This is a genomic window from Celeribacter baekdonensis, from assembly GCF_900102315.1.
GTDB classification, from domain to species: Bacteria; Pseudomonadota; Alphaproteobacteria; order Rhodobacterales; family Rhodobacteraceae; genus Celeribacter; species Celeribacter baekdonensis.
Genome location: NZ_FNBL01000001.1, coordinates 306,732 through 332,597 on the forward strand (window position 1 = coordinate 306,732; position 25,866 = coordinate 332,597).

The following is a 25,866-nucleotide window of genomic DNA, read 5'->3' on the forward strand; positions in this document are numbered from 1 at the left end:
AAGACCCCCGGAGGACTCCCCATGATGGGCCGCACAAAAACGCCGCAGCTTTTGACCCGAAAAGATTTCCCGGACGATTTTATATTCGGGGCCGCCACGGCCGCCTATCAGGTCGAAGGCCATCAATTCGGCGGCGCGGGCTCGACCCATTGGGACACGTTTGCCGCCACTCCGGGCAATGTGATCAACGCCGAAGATGGCGCAAAAGCCTGTGATCAATATCATCGCTATGGTGAGGATATGGACCTGTTGCGGGCGGGGCATTTCGACGCTTACCGGTTTTCGACAAGCTGGGCGCGGGTGCTTCCCGAGGGGCGTGGACAGGTCAACCAAGAGGGCTTGGATTATTACGACCGCCTCACCGACGCCATATTAGAACGTGGGTTGCAACCGCATCAGACGCTTTATCATTGGGAAATGCCATCGGCTTTGGCCGATCTGGGCGGCTGGACCCACCCGGATGTACATCATTGGTTTGGTGATTTTGTCGAGATCATCGACGCCAAAATCGGCGATCGCATGACCTCGATCGCCACGATCAACGAACCCTGGTGCGTCGCCTACCTGTCGCATTTCATCGGTGCCCATGCGCCCGGAAAACGCGACATCCGCGCCACCTCCCGTGCCATGCACCATATTCTCAAAGCCCATGGTGAGGCGATGACCCGGCTGCGCGCCAAGGGGCGGGACAATTTGGGGATCGTGTTGAATTTCGAATACCCGACCCCGGCCTCCGACGCAGCCGAGGACATCAAAGCCGCAGCCGTGCAGGACGCGATCTACAACCGTTGGTTCATCGAAGCGATCACCAAAGGCACCTACCCCGCCGAGGCGCTCGAAGGGTTTGCCCCGCATATGCCAACAGGCTGGGAGGATGATCTCAAGACCCTGATCCATCAGCCGCTCGACTGGCTTGGCGTCAATTATTACACCCGCCACATCCACGCCCATGATCCCGAGGCCGCCGCCTGGCCGCACACCAAAGAGATCGCCGGGCACCGCGCCACGACCCAAATGGGCTGGGAGATTTACCCGGAGGGGCTGCACCATTTCCTGACTTGGCTCTCGGAGCGCTATGTCGGAGATTTGCCGATTTATGTGACGGAAAATGGCATGGCGTGGGAGGATCACGTCCAAAACGGTGTGGTGAATGACCCCGAGCGCTGTGGCTTTGTCCAAGACCACCTTGCCATGATGAAACAGGCGATTGAGGATGGCACCAACCTCAAAGGCTTTTTCTATTGGTCGCTTTTGGACAATTATGAATGGGCTTTTGGCTATGAAAAACGCTTTGGCATCGTGCATGTGGACTTTGAGACATTGCAGCGCACCCCCAAAGCCTCTTATCACATGTTCAAAGACATGCTGACGCGGAGCTGACCCATGAGCCGACATCCTGCCGACACCCTGACCCTTGTGGCCGATATTGGCGGCACCAACACGCGTGTGGCGCTGGCCCATGGGGTCGATCTTTTACCGGACACGATCCGGCGCTATTCCAACCGCAAGTTTCCGGGTCTGGAAACGGTGTTGCGCCAATATATCGGCGAAGAAGACAGCGTCGATTGCAAAGGCGCCTGTGTGGCTGTGGCCGGCCCTGTGCGCGACGGCGTTGGCACGATGACCAATCTGGACTGGACGATTGACAGCGACACGTTGCACCGCGCCACCGGGGCGGAACATGTCGCCATTCTCAATGACCTTCAGGCTCAGGGCCACGCTTTGGGCTTTGTCGATGAGGCCAATATCCGCCCCGTCATCACCGCCGCCCCCGCCGCGCCTCAGGCGGTGCGTCTTGTCGTCGGGGTTGGCACCGGGTTCAACGCCGCGCCGGTGTTTGAAACCGATACGGGCCGGTTTGTGGCCCCCTCTGAATGCGGTCATGCCAACCTGCCGATCCGCAATGAACATGAGCTTGAACTGTGCCAATTCGTCGAAACCGCACATGGATTCCCGGCCGTTGAGGACGTGTTGTCGGGGCGTGGGCTTGAACGGGTCTATCTGTTTTTGGGTACGCAGGCGGGCGATGCGCATGAAAAATCTGCCGCCGAAATTATGGCCGGTGTCGAGGATGGCACTGATCCCCGCGCCATTGAGGCCGCGCGGCTCTTTGTCAAAATCCTTGGCACTGTGGTGGGCAACCTGTCGCTGATCCAATTGCCCTTTGGCGGCGTCTATCTGGTCGGCGGTGTGGCGCGTCACATCGCGCCCTATCTTGAACCTTTCGGTTTCTCGGATGCCTTCCGCGACAAGGGCCGCTTTGCCGGTTTCATGAAAAACTTTTCGGTTTCCGTGATTGAAGACGACTATGCCGCCTTGACCGGATGTGCCTCTCATATGCACAATATCTACCCGTAAATACTTGTTAAAATTTATAAAAAGGCTCCGAACGTCAAAATTCGGAGCCTTTTTGCGTGATCAAATAAAAATTGAACAACGTAACTTCGTTTTAACTCCCTTGCCCTTACACCAGTCGATGTGACCGCAGATGTAAGGGAATTTTTAGATGTCTTTCCACTGCCGAAAATTAGGAGCGCCTGCATGACCACGCATGTCCAACTCCACGACCGGCTCGACTATCAATCCGTGGCTCCGCTTTTGAGCGAATTGAAATCCATCACCGACACTGAGTTGGTGATTGACGCAAGCAACGTGCGCCATCTTGGCAGCCTGCCCCTTCAGGTGATCCTGTCCTGCGTCAAATCCCGTGCCGCTGAGGGCAAAACCACGCGTTTGGCCAATGCCTCCGACGGCTGTGTCGATATTTTGAGCCTTTTTGGCTTCTCTCCCGAAACCCTGACCCAACCGGAGGCCTGGACATGAGCCTTGAAGTCCTCGCTGTCGATGACAGCCGCACCATGCGAGATATGCTAAATCTCGCCCTCTCCTCTGCCGGCTTTACCGCCCATCTCGCCGAAGATGGCGTGCATGGCCTCGAAGTCCTCGAAGACATCGAACCGGATGTCATCATCACCGATATCAACATGCCCCGCATGGATGGGTTTGGTTTCATCGACGCCGTGCGCTCGGAAGAAAAATGGAGCCGCATTCCCATTCTCGTGCTCACGACCGAAAGCGCCGATGAGCTCAAAGCAAAAGCCCGCGCCGCAGGGGCGACCGGTTGGATTGTAAAACCATTCGATCCCGCCAAGCTCGTCAAGGCCCTTCAAATGGTTGCTGGTTAAGAGGTTCCTCATGTCCGACCCAATGGCAGAAATCCGCGCCTCATTCTTCATCGAATGTGAAGAACTCCTGGAAAGCCTTCAGGATGGCCTTCAAATGATGGATGACGGCGATACAGACTCGGAGACGATCAACGTCGTCTTCCGCGCCGTACATTCCATCAAAGGCGGTGCGGGTGCCTTTGGACTCGATGACCTCGTGCGGTTTGCACACCGGTTTGAAACAGCCATGGATGAGGTGCGCACAGGACGTTTCGTCCCCGATGCCGAAGCCATCCGTCTCTTTTTTGCCTGTGCCGATATTCTGGGTGACCTGGTGCGCGCCGCACGCGATGAGGAAACCGTCTCAGAAGATATCACCGGACCCGCGCTCGAAAAAATCGACGTGCTGGTCGGCTTGGAAGAGGAAGAGGAAGAGGCGCTTGATTTCACCCCGGCCACCCTCTCTTTTGATCTGGATGTTGGTGGTGATCTGGGCGGTTTGCCCAACCTGCCGGACCTCCCTGATCTAAGCACGTTCCCCACCGCGTTTGAGACAGAAGATGAGATCACGGATCTCTCTCCTGTTGGCGGCGCAAAAGGGTTTCAGGTGATTTTCAAGCCTGAGGATTCCCTTTACGCCTCTGGCAACGAACCTCTCTACCTGTTCCGCGCCCTTCGCGACTTGGGTGACATCTCCGTCGTCTGTAAATGTGGTGCCCTTCCTGAACTCGATCACCTCAACCCCGACACAGGGTATCTGTCGTGGATGGTAACGGTTCACACTGAGGAAGCGGAACTCTCTGTGCGCGAAGTCTTCGAATTTGTCGACGGCCTGTGCCTCCTCGAAATCTCGCCTCTCTCAGGGCCCGCGCCAACAGCGCTTCCAGAGCTGACTCCGGCGGTATCCGCGCCTGTCATTCCCCCCGAGCCGGAACAGGCCGCACCCACGCCCTTGGTCCCATCGCACCCAATCCTTCCCCCGCTGGCCGACATCGAAATGCCCAACGCACCTGCGGCCCCCGTCGTAAAATCAGCGCCAATCGCTTCGGTGTCCGACGACGCCGAGGATGAGTTCTCGCTCTCATCACCCAACGCGACAAGCGGCCCAACGAAAACAACCGGCACGCCCACACAACCGCGCGCCACTGTTCGGGTCGACCTCGAAAGAATTGATCGCCTTGTCAATCTGGTCGGCGAATTGGTCATCAATCAGGCGATGCTCAGCCAATCTGTCGCAGAAGCAGGCCTGCCTCCGAACTCTCCGGTTTCAACGGGGTTGGAAGAATTTCTTCAACTGACGCGCGACATCCAAGAATCCGTTATGATGATCCGCGCTCAACCGATCAAATCGCTCTTTCAACGCATGGGGCGTATCGTACGTGAATCTTCTGCCTCTGTCGGTAAAGAAGTCAGACTTCACACCGATGGAGAAAACACAGAAGTCGACAAAACCGTTATCGAACGTCTGGCGGATCCGCTCACCCACATGATCCGCAATGCCGTCGATCATGGTTTGGAAAGCCCGGAAGTGCGCCTCGCAGCAGGCAAACCGCGCGAAGGCCATGTGACCCTCACCGCTCAGCATCGCTCGGGTCGCATTGTCATTGAGGTGGCCGACGATGGTGCCGGCATCAACCGTGAGCGCGTGAAAGAAAAAGCGATCGAAAAAGGGCTCGTTCCCGCCGATGCACAGCTTTCAGATTCCGACATTGACAACCTGCTGTTCTTGCCCGGATTCTCGACCGCCTCAGCCATTTCCAACCTGTCCGGTCGCGGCGTTGGCATGGATGTCGTCAGAAGCTCAATCCAGTCTCTGGGCGGCCGTATCAACATCACCTCTCAGGAGGGAAAGGGCACGACATTTTCAATCTCCCTCCCTCTCACTCTTGCCGTTCTCGATGGTATGGTCGTGCGCGTGGCCGATGAAACACTTGTCGTTCCCCTAAATGCCATTCTCGAAACGCTCACCCTGACCGATGGAGATCTGAAAGCGCTCGGCCCAGAAACCCATGTTGTTCAAATCCGTGGCGGCTTTGTTCCTCTTCTCGATCTCGGTGCAGAACTTGGCTATCGCTCCCCATTAGACAGCTATGTCGGCGGAATTGTCTTGTTGATCGGTCAAGAAGACGGAAACCGGGCAGCGCTCGCTGTTGATGCAATCGAAGATCAGAGGCAAGTCGTCATCAAAGGCTTGGAGGGAAGCTATGGACGTGTCCCTGGCATCGCCGCCGCAACAATTCTCGGCGATGGACAAATCGCGTTGATCCTCGATCCCATGGATCTTGTTAGCCAAGCTTCCGGTCGAACCAAAATCCGCCAGCCCCAGCATTCACTTGTAGGATAAGACAATGACTGACAACGAAAAACAGACTGACGCAACCTCGATCGAACTGTTGTCCTTCCGCGTTGGCGGCCAAGATTACTCTGTCGATATCATGTCCGTTCGCGAAATTCGAGGATCTGCCAGAGCAACCTCCCTACCGCATGCGCCATTTTTTGTCAAAGGAGTCATAAACTTACGCGGTACAGTTCTCCCAATCATAGACCTCGCCGCAAGACTTGGGTTGCAAACCGGTGAAGATACAGAGCGCAACGTGATCATCGTTGTTGACCTCGGAGGTCGCACCGCGGGCTTGATGGTCGATGCCGTCTCGGACATCCTTGCGATTCCGTCAGAAGAGATGCAACCGCCGCCAGACTTGGCCGCCGATGACGCGCGCACATTTGTTTCTGCTCTTACGATTGTTGATGGCCGGATGATCCGCATTCTAGACTTGGAGGCAGTGATGCCGCCCCAAGGAGAGGAGGTCGCTTGAGCGAGCTATCAATCATAAAAGGCCGCCCGGCGATCGAAAGCACAATTTCGGATCAAGCTTTTGCTCGAATTGCAAAAATTGCTCTGCGAGAGGCAGGCATTGTGCTTGCTCCCTCGAAAATTTCTATGGTTAAGTCTCGTTTAACACGACGTTTGCGCGCCCTCGGCATGTCCAGTTTTGATTCATATCTAGACGTTGTCGAAGCAGGAACTGATCAATCCGAGATGGGCAACTTCATTTCAGCGTTAACAACGAACGTTTCCCATTTTTTCCGGGAAAGTCATCACTTCGATTTCTTGGCAAAAACAATCCTGCCATCGCTGCACCAAAAACTCGCAAATGGAGGGAAGGTTCGTATTTGGTCCGCCGGGTGTTCAAACGGTCAAGAGCCATATTCAATTGCCATGACATTGCTGAATGCGGACCCAAGCTTAGCAAAGAAGAACCTTAAAATCCTTGCAACCGATATTGATCCCGAAGTTTTAACTTTGGCAAAATCGGCACAGTACAAAGGCTCACTTACCACGGGACTGACAGACGAAATCATCGCGAAACATTTCAGAAAATCCGAACAGGACGGTGAAGTCGTTTTAACTGTGAATTCGGATATCCAAGATATGATTTCATTTCGCCAACTGAACCTACATGCGGAATGGCCAATGAAAGGAAGGTTTGACGCAATCTTTTGCCGAAATGTTGTGATCTATTTCGATGAGGAAACTCAAGTCCGTCTTTATCGTCGATATGCACAAGCGCTTGAAGAAGGCGGTTGGCTGATGCTCGGACATTCTGAACGCATTAACGATAGCGTCACCTCTCTTTTCAAGAGTGCCGGTGTAACCACATATCAAACTGTTCGTACCGAGCCCCCATCCAGCCCTGTTGAGGGTAGAAATAGCAAAGGATCCAACTAATGGCACTTCGAGACCAACTTCGTGTCATTGTCGTGGATGACATGTCCACAAGTAGAGGCCTTATCGCCAATGCACTTGACTCATTTGGCATTCGAAATGTCGCAAGTGCCGCTGACGGGCCTTCTGCTTTGCAAAAACTGGCCGTAGCTCCAGTACATCTCGTCATTTCCGACTACAACATGCCTGGAATGGATGGGCTACAATTGCTGCACGCGCTTCGTTCCAATAGCGCAACGAGAGGTGTCGGTTTTCTTCTTATAACTGGACGCGCAGATCGAGAGATCATTGACATGGGCAAGCGTTTGGGAATGAACAATTTCCTCAAAAAGCCCTTCGATCCAGCCGGTTTAAGAGCGGCAATGGAAGCGATTGTGGGGAAACTTTGATGAAAGCAGTTCAAACAGTCGCTGGCATCACTCAAATCGTCGAAGAGGCGGCGGCCATTCCAATGGCGACACTCAATAAGCGCATCCAAGATGAAATGGTTGCTTTGGTTATTCTCGCCGCAGAGGTGCAGATTGCACTTGGCCCCACATTGGCAGAAGCAAAAACGCTCTCGCCGGCAGTCCAGCGCAGCCTCCAAGCAATCGACCGCCTTCACCAAACTCTGGATGACCTCCAGAGAGTCATGGGACATCTCGCATCTGCGAATGGCGAACAAGCCGTAAAAATAGAGCCGTTAAGCGACGTTATACGCCTCCGCCACCTTGCACATAAACTATTCGATAACATTGATGCCCCCTTCGCTCTCTCCGAGGATGACTCTGGCGAGATCGCTTGGTTTTGAAGGCGTTCCAGAAAGGTCGCCCTAGATTTTCGACCAGTTTGCAACCTGATTAAGGTGGATCATGGTGTAAGGCCCCACAGGATATGGCCTTTATCGGCAGGTGCGAGCGTTCGGTTTCGAATGTTGTGTGGTCGCGCCTTCGTTAATTCCGGTGCGTGCTGGAGAGCGGGTAAAGACAGACCGGCTGGATGCCATTCGCCTGGCTCGGCTATTGCGCGCAGGGGAACTGACGCCGATCTGGGTTCCTGACGAAACGCACGAGGCAATGCGCGATCTGGTCCGAGCCCGGGAAAGTGCTGCAGAGGACCAGCGCCACAAACGTCAGCTCGTTTCGGCGTTCATGCTGCGCCACGGACGGCTCTATCACCGGACCAAGCCGTGGACGATGCGGTATCGCCGATGGCTGCAAAGCCAGAGCTTCGATCATCCGGCGCATCAGATCGCGCTTCAGGAGATGCTGCAGGCCGAGCGCAATGCCACGGAGCGCCTGGACCGGCTGACTGGACATATCGAAGCTCTCGTGCCGGAATGGGACCTTGCCCCGGCCGTGAATGCGCTGCAGGCCTTGCGGGGTGTGGCGTTGATAAGTGCCGTCACGTTTATGGCCGAGATCAGGGACGTGCGTCGGTTTGAAACGCCGGTAAAACTGATGGCTTATCTGGGGCTCGTACCCAGCGAATACTCAACGGGAAAAACGACCAAGCGCGGCGGGATTACCCGGGCGGGCAATTCCCGAGTTCGTCATAAGCTGATCGAAGGTGCTTGGACCTATCGTTTGCCAGCACGCCCGGGAGTGAAGAAGCTCTACATCCTCCAGAAACAATCGGCCGAAGTTCAGGACATTGCCTGGAAAGCACAAGCTCGGCTGACGGCGCGGTATCGCAAACTCAGCCAACGGGGCAAAAAGTCGACAGTCGTCACCACCGCCATCGCAAGGGAAATGGCGGCCTTCCTGTGGGTATTGCCCGCCGCACCATGCCCGCTTGATAGATGCGGCCTACATGCGCCCAATGGCGGGCGCGAGGTCAACGGTAACCTCGTCGACTTCAGACTGATGCCCGGGCAGGCGCATGACCTGCGCGCCGTTGCGGATTTGATCGAAGGTCTCTGCGCCGACCACCTGCTCGCCGACCGCGCTTTCGATGCCGACTGGCTGCGATCTGCTCTTGATGAGCAGGAGATAACCCCTGTCATCCCTCCGAAATCGAACCGGCGCTTCCCCGCGAGTTTCGACAAAGAGACCTACAAATGGCGGCACCTGATCGAAAATTACTTCGGGAAACTCAAAGAATACAGGGGCATCGCAATGCGGTCATGCAAAACAGATCAGAGCTTCGCCGCTTTCATCTCACTCGCGGCAACAATCATTCAGCTCCGATGAACGTCAACAGGCCCTAAAAAAATTCAATATCATTCGTTTTTTCAGGCTTTGGAACAGCTTCAATCACGCGAGAATCCGCGACGAGCTTTTGCCTCGCCTTACCTAGGGCCGGCATAAATTCAATCCTACGGGCTTGCGCACCTCCGAGGCTTTGACTGTCGCATGGAATGCCCTCGCGCTGCAGGTAAGAGAGAACAAAAACTCCATTTTCATTCCCCGCATTGGTCAACCCCTTATACATCTCGGCACCGCCAAAAACTTTGGCGCGAATACGGCCACGAACTGCGCCGGCTCGCGTAAGAGCATTTATCAAAAGCTCCATAGCATTTGCACCAAATGAGCTGACGTCACTGCGCGATGACGGACCGTCGGGAAGTAGAAAATGATTCATACCACCAACACCTGCGACTGGATCCCAGAGGCAGGTAGCAACGCACGAACCAAGAATCGTCGAAATGACAGTGTCTTCCGTATTGCCAATCGCGTATTCGCCTTGAGCAATATATGTGGATTTCTCTGAGGTCTTTTTTTGAGAAATTGTAGTCATTCTGCCCTCACACCAATAGGAGTTTCGGCAAGTTGCAAGATCTCTTGTCCAAACTTGTCAAGGTCGGCCCACTTTTCGACCCCGCCCAATTCTCCGGCAACGCGAGGCATTCCAAAGACAACGCATGTCTCTTTGCTCTGACCAATGGTTTTCGCGCCGGCCTCTCGCAGTACGCGCATCCCTTCGGCTCCATCTCGGCCCATGCCAGTTAAAATGCCCGCGACAACTTTGTGGGCCATGTGACGGGCAGACAGAAACATGGAATCCACGGAAGGTCGGTGTCCAGAAACAAGGGGCCCCGCAAAAAGATTCACGCGCAAAGTAGAGCTTCCCTCAATATTGAGATGATACGCTCCCCCTGGCGCAATCAGCACTTGTCCAGGGATCAAGGGCATTCCATCGACCGCGAGCCTGACTTCTGGAGCGACCAGGGGATTAAGGCGTGCGGCAAAGCTTACCAAAAACGGCTCCGGCATATGTTGAGTGATAAGCGTAGGGGGGCAATCAGAGGGAAAGCTCTGCAAAGTGCGTTCGATTGCATCAACAGCCCCAGTCGATCCCCCGATCAAACAAATACGGTGAAATGTTCGATTTTGGCGCGGCGTTATCGTCTGGTTTTTAGGACGTGGTCCGGACACTCTTGCCCTTGCAGCGAGGACAACGGTATCAGCCAGCTTTGAAAACGTATCCTCACTGGCCCCAACTTTCGGTTTTTCAATACAATCGATTGCTCCCAAAGACATTGCTTCAACCGCAACATCACTTCCTTTTCGGGTCAAGGTAGACACCATTATGACTGGCATCGGTCGATGCCGCATAAGCCGATCCAAAAACTCAAGCCCGCTCATGTTGGGCATTTCGATATCAAGCGTCATTACATCTGGTCTGTAGGTGTTTACAGCATCCCGCGCTTCACGCGCGGTTCCGGCTTCCGCGATGACTTCAAGGCGGGGGTCGGCTTCGAGGATAGACCGAATGAGGCGACGCATGGTCACTGAGTCATCGACAATCAAGACACGTAGCGGTTTCACACATAACTCCCGTTGAACCAATTGTTGAATGCATTGGCGCGTTCTAAGGCGCTATGCCAATCTGCTTGCTTAAAAATCTTCCCAGTCGTCTTCGGCCACAGGCTGACTTGGACGTGGTGCGGCATTCACAACCTGCTTCACGGGGACGTCATGTGGCCTTGGCTTTGCGGTTGGGGTCGGGACAACCTCTTTTCTCTGATCCACACTTTGGGCGCGGACAGTTTTTGCATTTTGGCTCGCTCCAATCGAGAAACGAGATGTTGTCACAATCAGGTTTTCGGCTTCGCGTGTCAGCGAATGGCTCGCTGCCGTTGTTTGTTCAAACATGGCAGCGTTTTGTTGCGTCACTTGGTCCAGTTGATTGACGGCAACGTTAATTTCTGCAAGCCCGGAAGATTGCTCTCGGGAAGAAACTGCGATTTCTGAAACGTTATGTGAAATTTCGGAAACAGAACTCACAATGCCACGCAAAGCTTCACCTGTTTCACCGACGAGACCAACACCACGTTTCACCAAAGTACCCGACTTAGAAATCAAGTCATTGATTTCCCGCGCGGCTTCAGATGATCGCTGCGCGAGCGCGCGGACTTCCGAAGCAACCACGGCAAACCCGCGCCCCGCCTCTCCGGCTCTTGCGGCTTCAACCCCCGCATTCAAAGCCAGAAGGTTGGTTTGGAAGGCAATATCATCAATCACAGATGTGATTTTGGAAATCTGATTGGAAGAACTTTCAATTTGGCTCATCGCTTCAACGGCTTCTTGCACGACCACACCTGAAGCTTCCGCATTTGCTTTCGCAGTCTCCACCATGTCACTGGCTTGATTTGCCCCTTCAGCCGCCGAACGAACCGAGGAGGTCAATTGGTCCAAAGCTGTCGCCGTTTCCTCAAGGGTTGCGGCTTGTTTTTCTGTTCGACGAGACAAATCATCGGCGGCATTAGAGATTTCGGAGGCTTCGCCGCGGATCATGTCGGCGTTTTCAACAACACTGCGCATCGCAGTCAGAAGGTTTTCAATGGCTTCATTAAAATCGAAGCGAAGCGTTTCATATTCAGGGGCAAATTTATCATCAATGCGAGACGTCAGATCACCACTGGCCAGCTTTTTGAGACCGACGCGCAATCCTTCGACAACGCGATCCTGCTCTGCCTGCATCCGTTCACGTTCGGCTTCGGCTGCAATGATCGTTGCTTGGCTCTCGGTGATATCTGTGCCGAGAAGAATAATTCGAAACGGGCGGCCTGAGGCGTCAGTGACCGGGCTAAAGGTACCGTCGAGAATGGAGGTATGGCCTTCTTGATCCAAGAGTTTGAAACGCCCTTGGACACTTTCACCTTGGATCAAACGATCCCAAACCGCTCCATTTTTTTCTGCGAGCGCTGCATCAAAGTTGAAGATTGCATCTTGGCCGACACCGACCAAATCATCGACCTCAATACCGACCATGCGGGCGAAATTTTCGTTGGCCTTCGTGAATTGACCATCAACGCTAAACTCCGCTTTGACTTGGATACTGTCCAAGGCGGAAATCACCGCTTGGTTGGTGCGAATGTCCGTGGCATCTTGCCACTCCATAACACACCCTATCTGTTCCCCTTCGAGGCTCACAACTGAGTTTACGACCAAGGAGAAGTGAATATCACCGACCCGCATATCAGTCGAAAAGGGCATCTTTGAGGTATCAGACAGAACGGCACGAATGCGGCCAGGCTCTCTGTGGAAAATATCGATATTCGATCCAACAATTGTATCGGCATCGAACTCTCCAAACATGACGCGGAAGTTGTCTTCGTTTTCCTTCATTAAGGTACGGGCTGCGCCGTTCATGTAGGTGATGTTGAAATCGGTATCAATCATCATCAGTGCAGCAGAAGAGCCTTCGAATGCGGCACCTTTAAAGAGGCCATCACGCGTGGCCTGTTCTGCACGCCCCAAAGAGTGACGGAATTCATCGAGGGCGGTCGCAATCATGCCGATTTCGTCGCCTCGTTCGGTGCCGGGGACCGTCACGCTATAATCTCCCTCGGATACGGTGCGCATTGCCGTTTCTACGCGGGTGAGAGGTCGCGCGATTGTACGAGCGATGAAATAGGCAATGAGTGCCACGATCGCGGTCATCATGGCCCCCTGCCATGCCATTGTTTTAGCCAATGCCGCGGCCGGTTCAAGGATTTCTTCGATTGTTTGCTCTGCAATCAACCCCCATTTCACGCCATGGTAAGTCACAGGAAAATAGGCCGAAATTTGATCGTGAGTGGTGCCGTATTCCGTAAGAGCGTCAGGTTCACGCAGGTATCCATGCTGACCCAAAAGAGCATTCTTCGCGGATTGAGACGTGACTTTTACCTTTAGAGTTTCATCGCCGGAGCCGTGAATAGTATCCGTGCGCAAAAGGTAATCCGACCCTACAAGATAAGAGTCACCAGTACGACCAAGACCGGTCAAACGGGTCGTGATTTTATCAATACTCTCGGCGGGCATTTGAAACGCGATGACACCGCGTTTGACACCACGCCGGTCGAGGACAGGCGCGGCAATGAAGGCGGCAGGCGCGTCATGAGAGGGGGCATATGTCGAAAAATCTGAAAAATAGACCTGAGGGCCGGTGGCATCCAGCGCGGCTTTGACCGCGGTTCCAAGGCCGGTATCGGCGTATTCGCCATCAACAAAATTGGTTGCGAAATCCTGTTCTTTTAAAACAGAGTAAATCAAATCACCTGTCAGCGAAAACACGAAGACATCGGTATAGCCTTTGTCCTCCACCAGCTTTCGGAAGTAGCTGTGATAGAGCTTATGAACCTGGCTGTAGGCTGATCCATCTTCGGCGTAATCGAGTGCTTGTTTTTGACCGATTTCATTCGGATTGCCCTCAATATACCATTTTTTCAAATGTTCGGTTTGATCGCCGTCTAATGTCTCCCATGCTTCTCCAAAACCGCGAAGGGCCGAAATCACGGTTGGGTTTTCGGTCTGACTGCTCAGGTCAATGTCGACACTGTTCAACCATGCTTCTAGTTCGAGCGTGCGCGCTTCAGCCACGGTCACAAGGGCCTCTTCGGCCTCAGTGAGCAACGAACTTGATGCGTTGCGATAGGCCACCATATTTGCGATCGCGATGGTGACAATAGTCAGTCCGATCATGATCGCCGGGAGTTTTTTCGCCAGCTTGATCCGCATAATATACTTCATTTCATTTCTCCTGGCCTCGTCTTCACGCCCTTATTCAATGGCAGTGGTCTTGAGCAGATTACGGTCATGAAACGGGCACAGTTGCCCTACACCCGTTGATGGATGCCTCGAAGAAATGAAGATTCGTTTAAGTCGCCCTGTTTTGCGTCACACAATCCATAGAATTTTATCGGATCACGGGCATAAGCGCGGGTCAAAATCGTAAAAACCTTTACAGTTCAATGCCAAGGCGCGCGCAACCGCAGTTTGGCCGATATCACCGGCTTTTCGGAGACAGGCGTACAAAAGTTTTTCGCTGAGTTCCAAAACCTCTGCTTCATTAACCTTTTGATAAAGGTATTAATGGAAAATTAAGCACAGATACTCAGCCACACCCCCCGCACGCATCACGCAACAGGGCTGGTCCCCGCAAATACATAGGGTTTCCATCGCAAAACCATCCTCTCAAAAAGAAGCCACCGTGAAAAAACATAGTGACGTGCATGAGACCAAATTGGCCCGGACCAAACAGAGGTGGCGGATCGGCCTGTCACCGTTCGTGCTGTGCCTCGCGGCCGTCCCAGGTGCCATCCTGATCAGCGAAACCGTGATCCTCTTGGCGCATTTGCCACAAACGGTCCTGCCCGGATGGGGAACCATGCACCCCACCACCCTTGTCATGTTTTATGTCCTCGGTGGCTCTTTGATCTTGCAAAACCTAAGATGGGAGCGCGGCCAGCCCCCCAAGTCTCGGTTCCTCTATGGAACGGCTGTGCTTTTGGCCCTTTTGATCTTGCGCCTAGCCGACCTGCAAGGCCGCCCCATCGCAGGAACCCTGCCTTTGATCGGCAGTTTGACGGACCCACGCCATGTCAGTCTGGTCTCCTTGATTGGCTCTGGCGCACTCTCCATCGTCCCACTTTTAAAACCCGCATCCTGGCTCAGAGCCTGGACCGCTTTGGCCCTGTGCATCACGGTTTTCGGCATGGCCCTTGGCCAATTGGCACAACAGAGCATCCCCCTCAAAAACCACGTTTTTCTGGAACTCAACCCGGGCGAAAGCCTCGTGCTTTTGTGCCTTACAGCACTGGCGCTCAACGTGTCTGCGGCCCGACCGCTGCTGTATCATCCCAAAACTCCGCGCACCAACCTGTTGATGTGGGGGGTGTTTGTGACAATCTGTCTGCGCTTCGTGCTGGACCTGAATTTCCTGACCCTCTCCGCCATCCATTTGCCGTTTTTCGTCGTCTCGTCTCTGCTCCTGTGCTTTGTCTGCGAAAGGGGCTTTAGACCGCTCGAACTCCAAGGCATCGCCGCCGCGTTGACACCTCCCCAAAAAAGCGCCGGATCGACGTTTCAAAACAACGATACTGCATCAAAAGACACTGCATCGGATGAGGCTCACGGCCCCACCACCGAGCTGAACCGCAACAGTCGGCTCTATAAAATGACCCTCGAAGAAGGCCCTGCCTTGCTTTTGGTTCAGGACGCCCGCCGTTTGACCCTAAACGTGGCCCCCGCCCTGTGTGACAGTCTGGGCTATGACCGAGCGGATTTGATTGGTCACGACATTGCTGATTTGACCTCCCCCAACACCCGCAGTTTTGTCGATCAGATGCGCGCGCTTGGCGATGGTGTCACACCGCCAGGCAATAAGGTTCTGGAATTGACCACCAAGTCCGGCAAAATTCGTAAAATGACGGCGCAACGGCGGATCATCGACCCGAACGCGCAGGGCGATCAGCCCAAATATGTGATCCTGTTGACCGATGTGACCGAACTCGAAGCACAGCGCAGCCTGACCGAAACCCTGCTCAACCGAAACGCCGCCATTGTCCTGTCACAGGACCGCGATTGGCGTCTGCTCTCCGTCTCCGATGCATGGAGCGCGCATTTTGGCTACACGCGCGAAGAAACCCTCGGACGCGATCTGATCGACTTTATGCCGGCGGAGGATCAAGCGTTGTCCAAATCCTTTAGGCGGCATCTTCTGGCCAATACCCGCGACAAGGAAACCATATCCAATACCCTGACTTTGCTTACAAAATCAGGAGAACCCCGGATCGTTGAGCTGCGCAGCGTGATTGAAGAAAACGAAGATCGCTGGCTCAACATCATCATGGTGATCGACATCACCGAAATCTCTGTGGCGCGGCAAAAACTGGAGCATTTGGTCGCCCATGACGAATTGACCGGCCTCTATTCCCGGCGCGGCTTTAACAGCCGGTTTGCCGACAGCAAGCGCAAACAGGATGTCGATGTGTTTTTGATCGACGTCGATCATTTCAAAAGCGTCAATGACGCGTATGGCCACGAGACCGGCGACGAATTGCTGCGCAAAGTGGCCGGGGTTCTCAAAGACAAAACCCGCACACATGGCTGCGCCTCACGGATTGGTGGCGAAGAATTTGCCGTCATCCGCACGGCCACACAGGGCTGCCCCAACCGTAAATTTGCCGAAGATCTCGCCCGCGCCATCTCTGAGACGGCCGTGACCACCGCCTCTGGCCCGATCACGCGCACCGTGTCCATCGGCGTGGCTCGGTTGACACAAGACATGCGGTTGGAGGACGGGATGAAATGGGCCGATTGGGCCTTGCGCGAGGCCAAAGAAGGCGGGCGCAACCGCATTGTGATCGCCGACGAGGGCTTTTCACAAAAGCTGCGTGACGATGGCAAACTGACCACCCACCGTGACATCATCAGCGCCCTCGAAGCGGGCGAGATCAACAAATATGTGCAACCGATTTGGAATGTCACGCGCGCAGAGATCGTGGGATTTGAGGCTTTGATGCGCTGGCAACGGGCCTCGGGCGAGGTGGTGTTGCCGCGTCAATTCCTGCCTCAGTTGCAAAATGTGGTGCTTGCGGAAGAATATGCCCATATTCCATCGCGCATCCGGCGCAGCCTGTTGAACACGCTCACAGCCTGCCCCGGCACCTATATCTGTTTTAACACGCGATTGGAATCATTGGGCTTTCAAGGCGCGGCGCAGGCGATTTTACGCGAATTCGAACCGCTCTGCGAGCTGTCGCATAGTATCGTTTTGGAAATCGGCGAACAGGCCATCACCGACCGGATCGACATGGATCAGGTGATGGTGGAAATCGCCATCCTGCGGGCGCGCGGCATTCGTGTCGCCTTGGATGATTTTGGTAAAGAGGGCTCAAACCTCAACCGCCTCACCCATTTGCCGATCGACATCGTCAAAATCGACAAATCTCTCATCGACCGGATCGTCATCGACCGCCGCTCGCGCGAGGCGTTGCGTTCGATCGCCCGGCTCGCAGAGGCGTTGGAATTCGAGGTCATTGCCGAGGGCGTCGAAACCGAAGCCCAACGCGATATGTTGCTTGATCTCGGGCTGCATCTGCATCAGGGCTTTCTCTACGCGCGCCCGATGAGCGCCGAGGCCGCCAACGCGCTTTACACCACACACAAATGCAAAAATCAGCCCCCTCAAGACCTGATCTCGACGCTCTAAAGCGCCGGTCACGGTCCCGCAAGGCATTGGCGAGATGCGACCAGTTGGCCAGTTGATCTTGTCCGTTCATTCCGCGACGCTGTGCGTACGATTTCTCTTTCCCATCGACGTGGCCCACATGCTGCGTCCAAACCGCAGAGACCCATGCGCGCATTTCGGCACATGTCCACCGCCGTCAAACCGGGCCATCTCGCCCGGACGGTCGCGATGTTTGCCATGCTGCTGCAAGTGCTGTTTTTCGCCGAACATGCCGGAGCAAGCGCTGTGCGCGCCATGGGACATGCGGCACCGGGAGAGAAAATCGGCTTTCTCGAAATCTGTACCGGAGAAGGTATCGTCTTGATCCCGGTGGGCGCTGTCCCTTCGTCCACCACGGGTCCTGCACAGGGTCAAAGCCATGGCCCATCCGGGTCGTCTTCCTCCTCAAGCTGCGCGGTTTGCGTCTCTGCCAGCGCATGTGGATTTGACACCCCGGAGCTGACGGTCTCGCTTGCCCTGCCTTTTGCTGCGGTCCATAACCTCCCGTCCATTGACGCGCCCGCCGCCATTGTGGTGCTGCGGCTGTTGTCCGACGGGCCGATCCGCGCCCCACCCTTGCTCGCCTGATCCTTTTGGATCTATCGCCTTTGGGGCCGAGCCCACGGTGCTGTCGATCTTCGACCTCTGTGGCGTTGCGGAACTGCCGTGGGTCGAGCAACCGGAGCAGGTGTTCGACTGAGGGTTAGGCGGTTTTGGACGCGGGCGAATACAGCTAGACCGGGACATGGCCGGGACTTACGCAACAGGTGCCAGCGAACGATCTAGTCGCGGTGAACGGCCAAACTTACGGGAGTATTCCCGCGAAAACTGCGCCGAGCTTTCATATCCGACACTGAATGCGATCTCCGACACTTTCGCACCGGAGGTCCGAAGCGCATTGCGCGCGCTGAGCAGGCGTAGGTCTTTCTGGTACTGCAAAGGAGACGTGCCGGTCACGGCCTTGAATTGCTCGAAGAAGGCCGAACTGCTCATGCCGACGCTCCCGGCAAGGTCCGTGACGACGATTGGTTTGGCGAGATGGGTTTGTATGTCACGTGTTGCCTGAAAAATGCGGCTGGCCGTGCTTTCGTGCCAAAGCAGTCTGTGCAGCGCATCGCCGTGCGGCCCAATCAACAATCGAGCGTGGATTTCACGGGCGGTGATCGGGGCCAACAGCCGCCTCGTCGCGTCGGTTTCGCATTGGCTGAAATAGCGCCGCAGAGCGTCTTCGATCTCGGCGTTCGTATCGCACAGGTGAATCGAAAACGGATCTGAGGGCCTGCTGCCCGACAACGGCAATACCGACGGCGCCAGAGAGCGGAGCAGGTCAAGATCAAGGGGGAAGACGAGCGCGATGTATGGGGTATCCGGTGCTGCCTCGGAGATCCGCGACAGGACCGGCAAGGCGTGGCTGATAATCAGGGATTGTCCGGCACGCACGGTCAATGACTTGGCACTTGTCCCGACCTCCTTGGCGCCTTGCAGGACGAGGCACAGCAGCGGGCGATAGACGGTTGCGTTCTGGCCTGTGGGAACCTCGTGGCGGAGCAGATGCGTCGCGCTGTCCTCATGAAACAGCGCGCCCTGCTGAAGTCTCGATTGATCGAGAATAGACGACACGCGGTTCAGCAGTGTTTCAGGTGTCATGTCCGCCTCCGTTTCTCTGCCCCCGAGCCATAGCACGGATAGGCGGGAAAATTTACCAAAAACACGAGAACTGGAGGATCGTGCAAGAAAATAGGACAAATCAGAAATATTTCCGCGATCATCCAGACTATCGTATCCATATTGACATGAAGGGATCGCAAATATGAAAGACGTTCTGATTACCGGCATCGCCGGTGGTTTCGGCAAGCCTACGGCGCTGGCTCTTCTGGCACGGGGTTACGACGTCGCTGGAAGCGTTCGCAACCGCAGGGGCAGAAATGCCGGGACTATCGCCGAGCTTGAGGCTGCGGGTGCAAAAATCGTCGAGATGGATGTGACCGACGCGGCCAGCACCGAGCGCGGCGTGGCAGATGCGATCTCACAACTCGGCGGGCTCGACATCCTGTTCAACAACGCCGGGATCGGCTCTTACGGCATCCAGGAGCTGATGTCTCCAGAGGATATGGCGCGTGTTTTCGACGTGAATGTCATGGGTGTTCAACGGGTCATGCGGGCCGCGTTGCCTCACCTTCGGGCGCAAGGCCGGGGAACCGTGCTTTATACTTCCAGCCTGATCGGGCGGATTGCGACTCCATTTTACGGCACATACTCAGCGTCAAAATGGGCGCTGGAAGCCATCGTGGAATGCTACCGGACCGAGCTTTCTGGGTTCGGTATCGAGTCCTGCATCATCGAACCCGGGGCCATGCCGACGGCTTTCTTCGACGGGTTGATCGTACCAAACGATGCGGCGCGCGAAGCGGAATACGGCGAGTTTGCCGCCGTGCCCAGCTTGTCCAACGCGGGACTGGCCCGGTTGCTTGAGGCAACGCCAGAGCAGCGGCCGGAGCGGATCACAGAGGCAGTCGTCGCCATTCTGGACAAGCCATTTGGACAAAAGCCGTTTCGGACAGTTGTGGACCATGTCGGGGTCGGCCCTGAGATCGAGCGCTACAACGATGTGCTCCACGACGTCACCCGCACCGTCCTGACCAACTTTGGCATCGCCGAGATGCTCGACCTGAACGCATAAGGAAACAAAGATGAAAACCATTCTGATCACAGGGGCCTCCTCCGGCATCGGCGAAGCAACGGCCCGGCACTTTCAGGCGCAGGGATGGAACGTGATCGCCACGATGCGTGACCCTTCCAAGGGCAGCACGCTTGCCGATCTGGACAATACGCTGGTGACCGGCCTCGACGTGACCGATGCAACGTCGATCCCGGCGGCAGTTGCAGCGGGTATCGAGCGTTTCAGCCAGATTGACGTGCTGCTCAACAATGCAGGCTACGGGGCCTATGGCGCGCTCGAGGCGTTCACGATGGACCGGATCCGCCGCCAATTCGACACCAACGTGATCGGGCTCTTGGAGGTGACGAAGGCCGTCCTGCCGCACATGCGCCAGAACGGGTCGGGCACGATCATCAATATCTCGTCCATCGGCGGTCAGATCACCTTTCCGCTCGGCACGCTCTACCACGGCACCAAATTCGCGGTCGAAGGCCTGTCAGAAGCGCTGCATTTTGAGCTTGAACCGCTTGGCATTCGGGTGCGGATCGTCGAACCCGGTATGATCAAGACGAACTTCGGCGGCAGTTCATTTGATTTCGCGATGGACGAAAGCCTTTCGGACTATGCGCCGACCGCCGAGGCCATGGGCCGCCTGTTCGGCAAGCTGGCATCAAATCCTTCCGCACCTGAAACGGTGGCCGAGGTCATCTGGGATGCCGCCAATGAGACCGGAGACCGCCTGCGCTTTCGTGCGGGCGCCGATGCCGAGCGTCTGCTGGACGAGCGGAAGAGCCAGGATGACGCCGAATTCATCGGCGGCATCAAGACGCTGATGCGTGGCTGACAGCAAGGCAGCCGAAACTGAGTGGTGGGGCCGACAGGTGACCAGTGCGGCTGAACCAAAGTCGGCGCTGTCCGCATACGTAGCATTGGCATCATTTCATTTCCTCTGGCGTGCAAAGCAACGAACCCAACCCAGCAATCCGCCACTTTACGCTGGTCTCTCAAGCAACGCGCCTACCGTTTGTTCTAGTTAAGTTGCCATCGACGTCGTTCGGATCGCGCGATTGGGTTTTGGCGAGGATCGAAAAAAGGCCGTTAAAATGTAACGGGGAAACGAGGCCGAACCGGAACGGGCGAGGTTCGCCCAAATTGAGACTGAGGGCCATTCTGAGCCTGAGCCCGGCCAGGCGGCGCGTCTATGAGGTTCGGTCAGTTCCCGCAAACCCCTTCGATAACACGGAAAAATCCGTGCCCATTAGGGCAGTGTCACTGGCTTTCAATGGGGATTGTGGCGGACAGACAGGGATTCGAACCCTGGAGACGGTTCCCCGCCTACACACTTTCCAGGCGTGCGCCTTCGACCACTCGGCCACCTGTCCGTGGAGCGCTCAATAGCGCGAAGCGCGCGACCTATGCAAGACCTGTTGCTATATTTTCTCAAAGAAAAATGCAGCGAAGGAAAACAAGCCACGCCGGCAGGCCATTTTTGTAAAAACAAAGGCTTGGACACGCCTGTCGAGGCGCGAAATCGGGGTGTTTAGTCAAGAATGATGGTGACGCGCCGGTTCATCCGGCCTTTTTTCTCAATCTTGCCAAAACGAATGCGCCCAATCTCAGAAGTCCGCGCCACATGGGTGCCACCGCAGGGTTGTAGATCGACCTGATCCGCCCCCTGCCCGATCCGTACCAAGCGCACCCGGCCCTGCCCGGTCGGCGGCATCACCGACATGGTTTTGACAATCGACGGGTCGGCCAAAAGCGCCTCATCGGTGATCCAATCGTCCGTGACCACCAAATCGCGTTCGATCAAGGCGTTGAGCGCGTCTTCGAGCGCCTGTTTGTCGGCGGGCGGCGCGTCCATGGCAAAATCCAGACGGCCTTTCTCGGCACCGATGGAGCCCCCCGTGACCGGCAGAGGAATGACAACCGACAACAGGTGCAGCGCGGTGTGGATGCGCATGTGACGATGGCGGCGGACCCAATCGAGCCGTTGGATCACTTTGGTGCCGACCTCCGGCATTGGCGCGGGTTCGGCGGGCACAAGAACGATCTCGGCCCCCTCGCCCTTCACGGTCGTGGCAATCGCAAGCCCAGTGTCGCCCCAGATCAATCGCCCGCTGTCGCCCGGCTGCCCGCCGCCAGTGGGGTAAAAAATCGTCTGGTCCAAAATCACCCCGCCCTCGGGCGTATGCCCGGTGACCACGCCTTCGATGTCCTGAAGATAGGCATCTTCGCGAAAAAGCGGTTGCGTCATGTGCTGTCTCCGTCTGCCTCGCCTGCCCCGTCGCCCGCCTCAAAGTCGCTGGGCACAATGGCTGAAATTTCTGCCTCTGTGGCGGTCTCTGTGGTGGTCTCTGTGGCGGCCACGGTCCCGGCCCGACTGCGCGGGGTCAGCGCCTCGGGATTGCGCAGCCAAATGTCACGTTGGGCAAAGGGAATTTCAATGCCTTCTTCGCCAAAGCGGCGGGCGATCTCATGGTTGATGTCGTTTTTCACCGCCACGATAAAGGTCACATCGCGCAAGATCGCACGGATTTCAAACTCCAACGCATCGGCACCGAAATTCAGAAACAACACCTGTGGCGGTGGGTTGACCGAGACCATCGGTTGGGCGTTGGCAATTTCTTTGAGGATCGTTTCGACCTTGCGCGTGTCGGTGCCATAGGCCACGCCGACGGGGACGATGACCCGGCCAATCATATTGCCGCGGGTGTAGTTGGTGACCTGATTGGAAATCAAATCGGCGTTGGGGACGATGACATCGGTGCGATCAAACGTCTCGACCCGGGTCGAACGCACGGAGATGTCGCGGACATATCCCATCTGGCCGCCCACCTCGATCCAATCGCCCTCCGAAATCGGCCGTTCGATCAAGAGGATGATGCCGGACACAAAGTTCTGCACAATGTTTTGCAGGCCAAAACCGATCCCGACGGAGAGCGCACCGGCGACAATCGCCAGCGCCGACAGGTCGATCCCGGCCGAGGTGATGGCAAAAATCGCGGATAGGAACACACCGATATAGCCGACGCCCGCGATGATGGCGTTTTGGCCGCCCTTGTCGAGCTGGGTCTTGGGCAGGACGGCGGTGGACAGCGCGGTTTTCAACAGCCGCGTCGCCCCAAGGCCAAAGGCAAAGACCAGGATCAGCGTCAAAAACACCGACACGGACAGATCAACCCCGCCAACCGGCACACCTTCGCGCATCCGGGCCCAAATGTCCCAAAGCCGTTCTTTGCGCATGCCCCAAATCAACGCCAGAACCGGCAGGGCCGCGAGGCTGAGAGCAAAGGTCAAAAGCACCGGGACCAAACCGTCGCCCTCATCATCCTTTTGGCGGGTGATCAGCGCATAGACATCAGAAGCCAAACGCGACAGCACGGTCAAAAGCGCCAAAAGCGCCAATGACATCACGGTCGGATAGACCGCAGATACCGCTGCCGACATATAGCCAACAGCCCCCAAAAGCACCACGGCCACAGCCACGAGCCGCACCAGACGTGCAACGAGATTGGACAGAAGCGCGGTGAACCTTTGCGGCCCCGCCTCGTCTTCGGTCTCGTCCCCCTCAGAGGGGGTCGGGACTTGCGAGGCTTTGCGTAAAATCAACGAAAACCGATAAAGGGAAATCGCGGTCAGCACCACCAAAGGATAGGACAGAACCGCTCGGGTGTCGTCGCTATAGCCATCCAGATCGGCCAACTGGGTCAAGGTGACGTGCACCGCAATCATCACCGCCATCAAGGCGGCATGCCCGGCCATCTCGGCGCGCTGACCGTTTGTCAGATCAAAAATAGGCCGGTCATGCCCGCCCGCATAAAGTGTACGCCCGACGACCCAGCGCGAAATGAAATAGGACAGGCCAACGGCGGTCACCGCATTGAACAAAAGGACGCCACGCGGCCCCAAAAGCCCGGACGCCTGGGCCCCGGCGGAAATGGCCACAAGCCCAAGGACAGGGGCGATGATTTGCGACAATGAGGCGATAAACCCGGTCACGCCCTGCCCGGCAACCCCGACAAAACGCGATCGGACAAAGCCGGTGAATTGTTCGGACCAATAGCGCCCGCGCGCCACCAAAACCAACGCGATCACCAGATAAAGCAACAGCGTGGCGGCATTGGCTTTGAGTTTGGCAATCCCGGTTTCGGAGCGGGCATTGTCCAAGATCGTGGTCCATGCGGTCACGCCCGTTTGGGTGATCGCGGCCAGTGCTTCGGGCCATAATGTGGGATTGATCGGAGAGCCGCCCAGTTTCATCAAGGCGTCGGTTTGTCGTGAGGTCAGTTCGGAGTCGATCTCTGAAATCAAACCGTTGGCACGGGTATAGGCCTCTTCGGCGGATTTGACCGGGGCCTGTGCCGCCTCCAATTGCGACGTGAGGTCTTTGCGCCGTTTGGCGATCTCGGGTGCTTCGGTTTCGCCCTCGGTGGGTGCCGCCCCCAAGGCCGCGATCTGGGCCTTGAGCGTGTCGATCCGCGCGCTGTTGGTGCTTTGGGCGTTCGAGAATTGCGTGCGCCACCCCACCAACTCATCGCGCAGGTTTTCCAATATGGCATTGGCCGTGCCTGTGTCGGCCAATTGCTTTTCGGCGGCACTGGCTTGGCTCGCCCAGGCTTTATAATCTGGGGCTGCAACCTCCTGCGCGCTGACGCCATGCGGCAGCGCGAGGGAGAGGATTAAAAGAAGGCGGGCGAATATGCGTGTGATCATACACCTTCATATACGTCAGGCAGATCGCGCGGTCCACGGTCCAGCCACTGCGGCACCGGAAGATTTTTTTCCTTCAAAAACTCCGGGTTGAACAGTTTCGACTGATAGCGCGTGCCATAATCGCACAGCACCGTGACGATCGTGTGCCCTGGCCCCATCTCGCGTGCCATTTGCATCGCGCCCGCGACATTGATGCCGGAGGAGCCGCCAAGGCACAGCCCCTCATTCTCCAACAGGTCAAACACAACCGGCAGCGCCTCTTCGTCGGGCACCTGATAGGCATAATCCGGGGTGAAGCCTTCGAGATTGGCGGTGATGCGGCCCTGACCGATGCCCTCGGTGATCGAACTGCCTTCCGAGGTCAGCTCGCCGGTTTTATAGAAACTATAAAGAGCGGCCCCCATGGGATCAGCGATGCCGATTTTGACGCCCTTGGGCTGCAACGCCAAGCCCACGCCCGCCAAAGTGCCGCCCGACCCAACCGCACAGATAAAGCCGTCAACCTGACCGCCCGTCTGTTCCCAAATCTCGGGTCCGGTGGTTTCAATATGGGCCTGACGGTTGGCGGTGTTGTCGAACTGATTGGCCCAAATCGCACCGTTGGGTTCGCTTATGGCAAGCTCTTCCGCCAAACGACCGGAATAACGCACATAATTGTTCGGATTCTTATAGGGGGCGGCGGGGACCTGAACCAATTCAGCGCCTGCAAGCCGCAACATGTCTTTCTTTTCCTGCGACTGGGTTTCCGGGATCACGATCACGGTTTTGAACCCAAGAGCGGACCCCACAAGCGCCAAACCGATGCCGGTGTTGCCCGCCGTGCCCTCGACAATCGTGCCGCCGGGTTTCAACAGGCCCTTCGCCACCGCATCTTGGATGATGTAAAGCGCCGCGCGATCCTTGACCGATTGGCCCGGATTCATGAACTCGGCCTTGCCATAAATCTCACAGCCCGTGGCCTCTGACGGGCCATTCAGGCGGATCAACGGCGTGTTGCCAATGGTCTCAATCAGATCGCGTTTGATCGGGGAAGGCGCAGACATGTGTTTCGTCCTTTTATCTCAAGTGTTTCGCGAAAAACCTGCGACACAGATTTGCGCGAAAGACTATAGCAGTCCCTGAATGTGTAGAACGCGCATTCCCCGAACTCAAGCCTCGCGCCATCAGTCAGGGAGCCTGTT

The 25,866-nt window shown here is 56.1% G+C and carries 21 protein-coding genes, 1 tRNA gene and 1 pseudogene; 15 read left to right on the top strand and 8 right to left on the bottom strand.

Annotated elements, in window-relative coordinates; translation table 11 throughout:
• Positions 1-21 precede the first annotated feature (21 nt).
• The 11 genes and pseudogenes from BLT54_RS01510 (at position 22) to BLT54_RS22780 (ending at position 9,062) form a co-directional block, all read left to right on the top strand.
• Positions 22-1,380 carry a GH1 family beta-glucosidase gene (locus BLT54_RS01510; RefSeq protein ID WP_074640371.1) on the top strand — a complete coding sequence of 453 codons (1,359 nt, stop codon included), beginning with the start codon at positions 22-24 and terminating at the stop codon, positions 1,378-1,380.
• Between the two features lie 3 nt (positions 1,381-1,383).
• Entirely contained in the window at positions 1,384-2,358 is a 975-nt protein-coding gene (locus BLT54_RS01515; protein ID WP_074640374.1) for a glucokinase, read from the top strand.
• A 183-nt stretch (positions 2,359-2,541) separates the two neighbouring features.
• On the top strand, positions 2,542-2,823 hold the full coding sequence (locus BLT54_RS01520; protein ID WP_074640376.1) for an STAS domain-containing protein: 282 nt from the start codon (positions 2,542-2,544) through the stop codon (positions 2,821-2,823).
• Entirely contained in the window at positions 2,820-3,185 is a 366-nt protein-coding gene (locus BLT54_RS01525) for a response regulator (protein WP_009571304.1), read from the top strand. The genes BLT54_RS01520 and BLT54_RS01525 overlap by 4 nt, the downstream gene beginning before the upstream one ends.
• Before the next feature lie 10 nt (positions 3,186-3,195).
• Complete coding sequence (locus BLT54_RS01530) at positions 3,196-5,508, top strand: chemotaxis protein CheA (protein ID WP_074640378.1); 2,313 nt, start codon at positions 3,196-3,198, stop codon at positions 5,506-5,508.
• 4 nt (positions 5,509-5,512) lie between these two features.
• Positions 5,513-5,980, top strand: coding sequence for a chemotaxis protein CheW (locus BLT54_RS01535; RefSeq protein ID WP_009571306.1), 468 nt, complete (start codon positions 5,513-5,515; stop codon positions 5,978-5,980).
• Positions 5,977-6,894 (top strand): CheR family methyltransferase, encoded by a 918-nt coding sequence (locus BLT54_RS01540; RefSeq protein ID WP_083351641.1) that lies wholly within the window; start codon positions 5,977-5,979, stop codon positions 6,892-6,894. The genes BLT54_RS01535 and BLT54_RS01540 overlap by 4 nt, the downstream gene beginning before the upstream one ends.
• A complete protein-coding gene (locus BLT54_RS01545; RefSeq protein WP_009571308.1) occupies positions 6,894-7,280 on the top strand; it encodes a response regulator in 387 nt (128 codons plus the stop codon). The genes BLT54_RS01540 and BLT54_RS01545 overlap by 1 nt, the downstream gene beginning before the upstream one ends.
• A complete protein-coding gene (locus tag BLT54_RS01550) occupies positions 7,280-7,681 on the top strand; it encodes a hypothetical protein (protein WP_074640381.1) in 402 nt (133 codons plus the stop codon). The genes BLT54_RS01545 and BLT54_RS01550 overlap by 1 nt, the downstream gene beginning before the upstream one ends.
• Before the next feature lie 70 nt (positions 7,682-7,751).
• Positions 7,752-8,639: pseudogene (locus BLT54_RS01555) on the top strand (IS110 family RNA-guided transposase); the annotation flags it as partial.
• A complete protein-coding gene (locus BLT54_RS22780) occupies positions 8,622-9,062 on the top strand; it encodes a transposase (protein ID WP_281241865.1) in 441 nt (146 codons plus the stop codon). The pseudogene BLT54_RS01555 and the gene BLT54_RS22780, both read left to right, overlap by 18 nt.
• A 13-nt stretch (positions 9,063-9,075) precedes the next feature.
• Here BLT54_RS22780 and BLT54_RS01565 read toward each other — a convergent pair whose 3' ends face one another.
• From BLT54_RS01565 to BLT54_RS21935, 3 genes are all read right to left on the bottom strand, one after another.
• Positions 9,076-9,609, bottom strand: coding sequence for a chemotaxis protein CheD (locus tag BLT54_RS01565; protein WP_074640383.1), 534 nt, complete (start codon positions 9,607-9,609; stop codon positions 9,076-9,078).
• A complete protein-coding gene (locus tag BLT54_RS01570) occupies positions 9,606-10,640 on the bottom strand; it encodes a protein-glutamate methylesterase/protein-glutamine glutaminase (protein ID WP_074640385.1) in 1,035 nt (344 codons plus the stop codon). Before BLT54_RS01570 ends, BLT54_RS01565 begins: the two co-directional genes overlap by 4 nt.
• Positions 10,641-10,709: 69 nt before the next feature.
• A complete protein-coding gene (locus tag BLT54_RS21935) occupies positions 10,710-13,829 on the bottom strand; it encodes a methyl-accepting chemotaxis protein (RefSeq protein ID WP_083351642.1) in 3,120 nt (1,039 codons plus the stop codon).
• A gap of 460 nt (positions 13,830-14,289) precedes the next feature.
• On the opposite strand from BLT54_RS21935, the gene BLT54_RS01590 reads away from it, so the two are divergent.
• On the top strand, positions 14,290-17,292 hold the full coding sequence (locus BLT54_RS01590) for a sensor domain-containing protein (protein WP_074640387.1): 3,003 nt from the start codon (positions 14,290-14,292) through the stop codon (positions 17,290-17,292).
• A gap of 144 nt (positions 17,293-17,436) precedes the next feature.
• Positions 17,437-17,898: a DUF2946 family protein gene (locus BLT54_RS01595; protein WP_074640389.1), complete on the top strand. Its 462-nt coding sequence runs from the start codon at positions 17,437-17,439 to the stop codon at positions 17,896-17,898.
• A 168-nt stretch (positions 17,899-18,066) separates the two neighbouring features.
• Here BLT54_RS01595 and BLT54_RS01600 read toward each other — a convergent pair whose 3' ends face one another.
• Complete coding sequence (locus tag BLT54_RS01600) at positions 18,067-18,957, bottom strand: AraC family transcriptional regulator (RefSeq protein ID WP_074640391.1); 891 nt, start codon at positions 18,955-18,957, stop codon at positions 18,067-18,069.
• A gap of 163 nt (positions 18,958-19,120) precedes the next feature.
• On the opposite strand from BLT54_RS01600, the gene BLT54_RS01605 reads away from it, so the two are divergent.
• Positions 19,121-19,990: an SDR family NAD(P)-dependent oxidoreductase gene (locus BLT54_RS01605; protein WP_074640393.1), complete on the top strand. Its 870-nt coding sequence runs from the start codon at positions 19,121-19,123 to the stop codon at positions 19,988-19,990.
• A 10-nt stretch (positions 19,991-20,000) separates the two neighbouring features.
• The gene (locus BLT54_RS01610) at positions 20,001-20,813 is read left to right on the top strand and encodes an SDR family oxidoreductase (protein WP_074640395.1); all 813 of its coding nucleotides are present in this window, start codon (positions 20,001-20,003) and stop codon (positions 20,811-20,813) included.
• Between the two features lie 448 nt (positions 20,814-21,261).
• Here BLT54_RS01610 and BLT54_RS01615 read toward each other — a convergent pair.
• The 4 genes from BLT54_RS01615 to BLT54_RS01630 form a co-directional block, all read right to left on the bottom strand.
• Positions 21,262-21,351, bottom strand: a tRNA-Ser gene (locus tag BLT54_RS01615).
• Positions 21,352-21,509: 158 nt separating this feature from the next.
• Positions 21,510-22,226 carry an alanyl-tRNA editing protein gene (locus BLT54_RS01620; protein ID WP_074640398.1) on the bottom strand — a complete coding sequence of 239 codons (717 nt, stop codon included), beginning with the start codon at positions 22,224-22,226 and terminating at the stop codon, positions 21,510-21,512.
• A complete protein-coding gene (locus tag BLT54_RS01625; protein ID WP_074640400.1) occupies positions 22,223-24,685 on the bottom strand; it encodes a DUF3772 domain-containing protein in 2,463 nt (820 codons plus the stop codon). Before BLT54_RS01625 ends, BLT54_RS01620 begins: the two co-directional genes overlap by 4 nt.
• Positions 24,682-25,728 (bottom strand): cysteine synthase A, encoded by a 1,047-nt coding sequence (locus BLT54_RS01630; RefSeq protein WP_074640403.1) that lies wholly within the window; start codon positions 25,726-25,728, stop codon positions 24,682-24,684. The genes BLT54_RS01625 and BLT54_RS01630 overlap by 4 nt, the downstream gene beginning before the upstream one ends.
• Positions 25,729-25,866 lie beyond the last annotated feature (138 nt).

What these genes read in the sequence shown, in the direction of transcription:
- BLT54_RS01535 (WP_009571306.1), top strand. Translation starts at nt 5,513, where the DNA reads ATGACTGACAACGAAAAACAGACTGACGCAACCTCGATCGAACTGTTG.
- BLT54_RS01620 (WP_074640398.1), bottom strand. Translation starts at nt 22,226, where the DNA reads ATGACGCAACCGCTTTTTCGCGAAGATGCCTATCTTCAGGACATCGAA.
- BLT54_RS01610 (WP_074640395.1), top strand. Translation starts at nt 20,001, where the DNA reads ATGAAAACCATTCTGATCACAGGGGCCTCCTCCGGCATCGGCGAAGCA.
- BLT54_RS01515 (WP_074640374.1), top strand. Translation starts at nt 1,384, where the DNA reads ATGAGCCGACATCCTGCCGACACCCTGACCCTTGTGGCCGATATTGGC.
- BLT54_RS01565 (WP_074640383.1), bottom strand. Translation starts at nt 9,609, where the DNA reads ATGACTACAATTTCTCAAAAAAAGACCTCAGAGAAATCCACATATATT.
- BLT54_RS22780 (WP_281241865.1), top strand. Translation starts at nt 8,622, where the DNA reads ATGGCGGCCTTCCTGTGGGTATTGCCCGCCGCACCATGCCCGCTTGAT.
- BLT54_RS21935 (WP_083351642.1), bottom strand. Translation starts at nt 13,829, where the DNA reads ATGAAGTATATTATGCGGATCAAGCTGGCGAAAAAACTCCCGGCGATC.
- BLT54_RS01550 (WP_074640381.1), top strand. Translation starts at nt 7,280, where the DNA reads ATGAAAGCAGTTCAAACAGTCGCTGGCATCACTCAAATCGTCGAAGAG.
- BLT54_RS01595 (WP_074640389.1), top strand. Translation starts at nt 17,437, where the DNA reads ATGCGCGCATTTCGGCACATGTCCACCGCCGTCAAACCGGGCCATCTC.
- BLT54_RS01530 (WP_074640378.1), top strand. Translation starts at nt 3,196, where the DNA reads ATGTCCGACCCAATGGCAGAAATCCGCGCCTCATTCTTCATCGAATGT.
- BLT54_RS01525 (WP_009571304.1), top strand. Translation starts at nt 2,820, where the DNA reads ATGAGCCTTGAAGTCCTCGCTGTCGATGACAGCCGCACCATGCGAGAT.
- BLT54_RS01630 (WP_074640403.1), bottom strand. Translation starts at nt 25,728, where the DNA reads ATGTCTGCGCCTTCCCCGATCAAACGCGATCTGATTGAGACCATTGGC.
- BLT54_RS01545 (WP_009571308.1), top strand. Translation starts at nt 6,894, where the DNA reads ATGGCACTTCGAGACCAACTTCGTGTCATTGTCGTGGATGACATGTCC.
- BLT54_RS01520 (WP_074640376.1), top strand. Translation starts at nt 2,542, where the DNA reads ATGACCACGCATGTCCAACTCCACGACCGGCTCGACTATCAATCCGTG.
- BLT54_RS01625 (WP_074640400.1), bottom strand. Translation starts at nt 24,685, where the DNA reads ATGATCACACGCATATTCGCCCGCCTTCTTTTAATCCTCTCCCTCGCG.
- BLT54_RS01600 (WP_074640391.1), bottom strand. Translation starts at nt 18,957, where the DNA reads ATGACACCTGAAACACTGCTGAACCGCGTGTCGTCTATTCTCGATCAA.
- BLT54_RS01510 (WP_074640371.1), top strand. Translation starts at nt 22, where the DNA reads ATGATGGGCCGCACAAAAACGCCGCAGCTTTTGACCCGAAAAGATTTC.
- BLT54_RS01605 (WP_074640393.1), top strand. Translation starts at nt 19,121, where the DNA reads ATGAAAGACGTTCTGATTACCGGCATCGCCGGTGGTTTCGGCAAGCCT.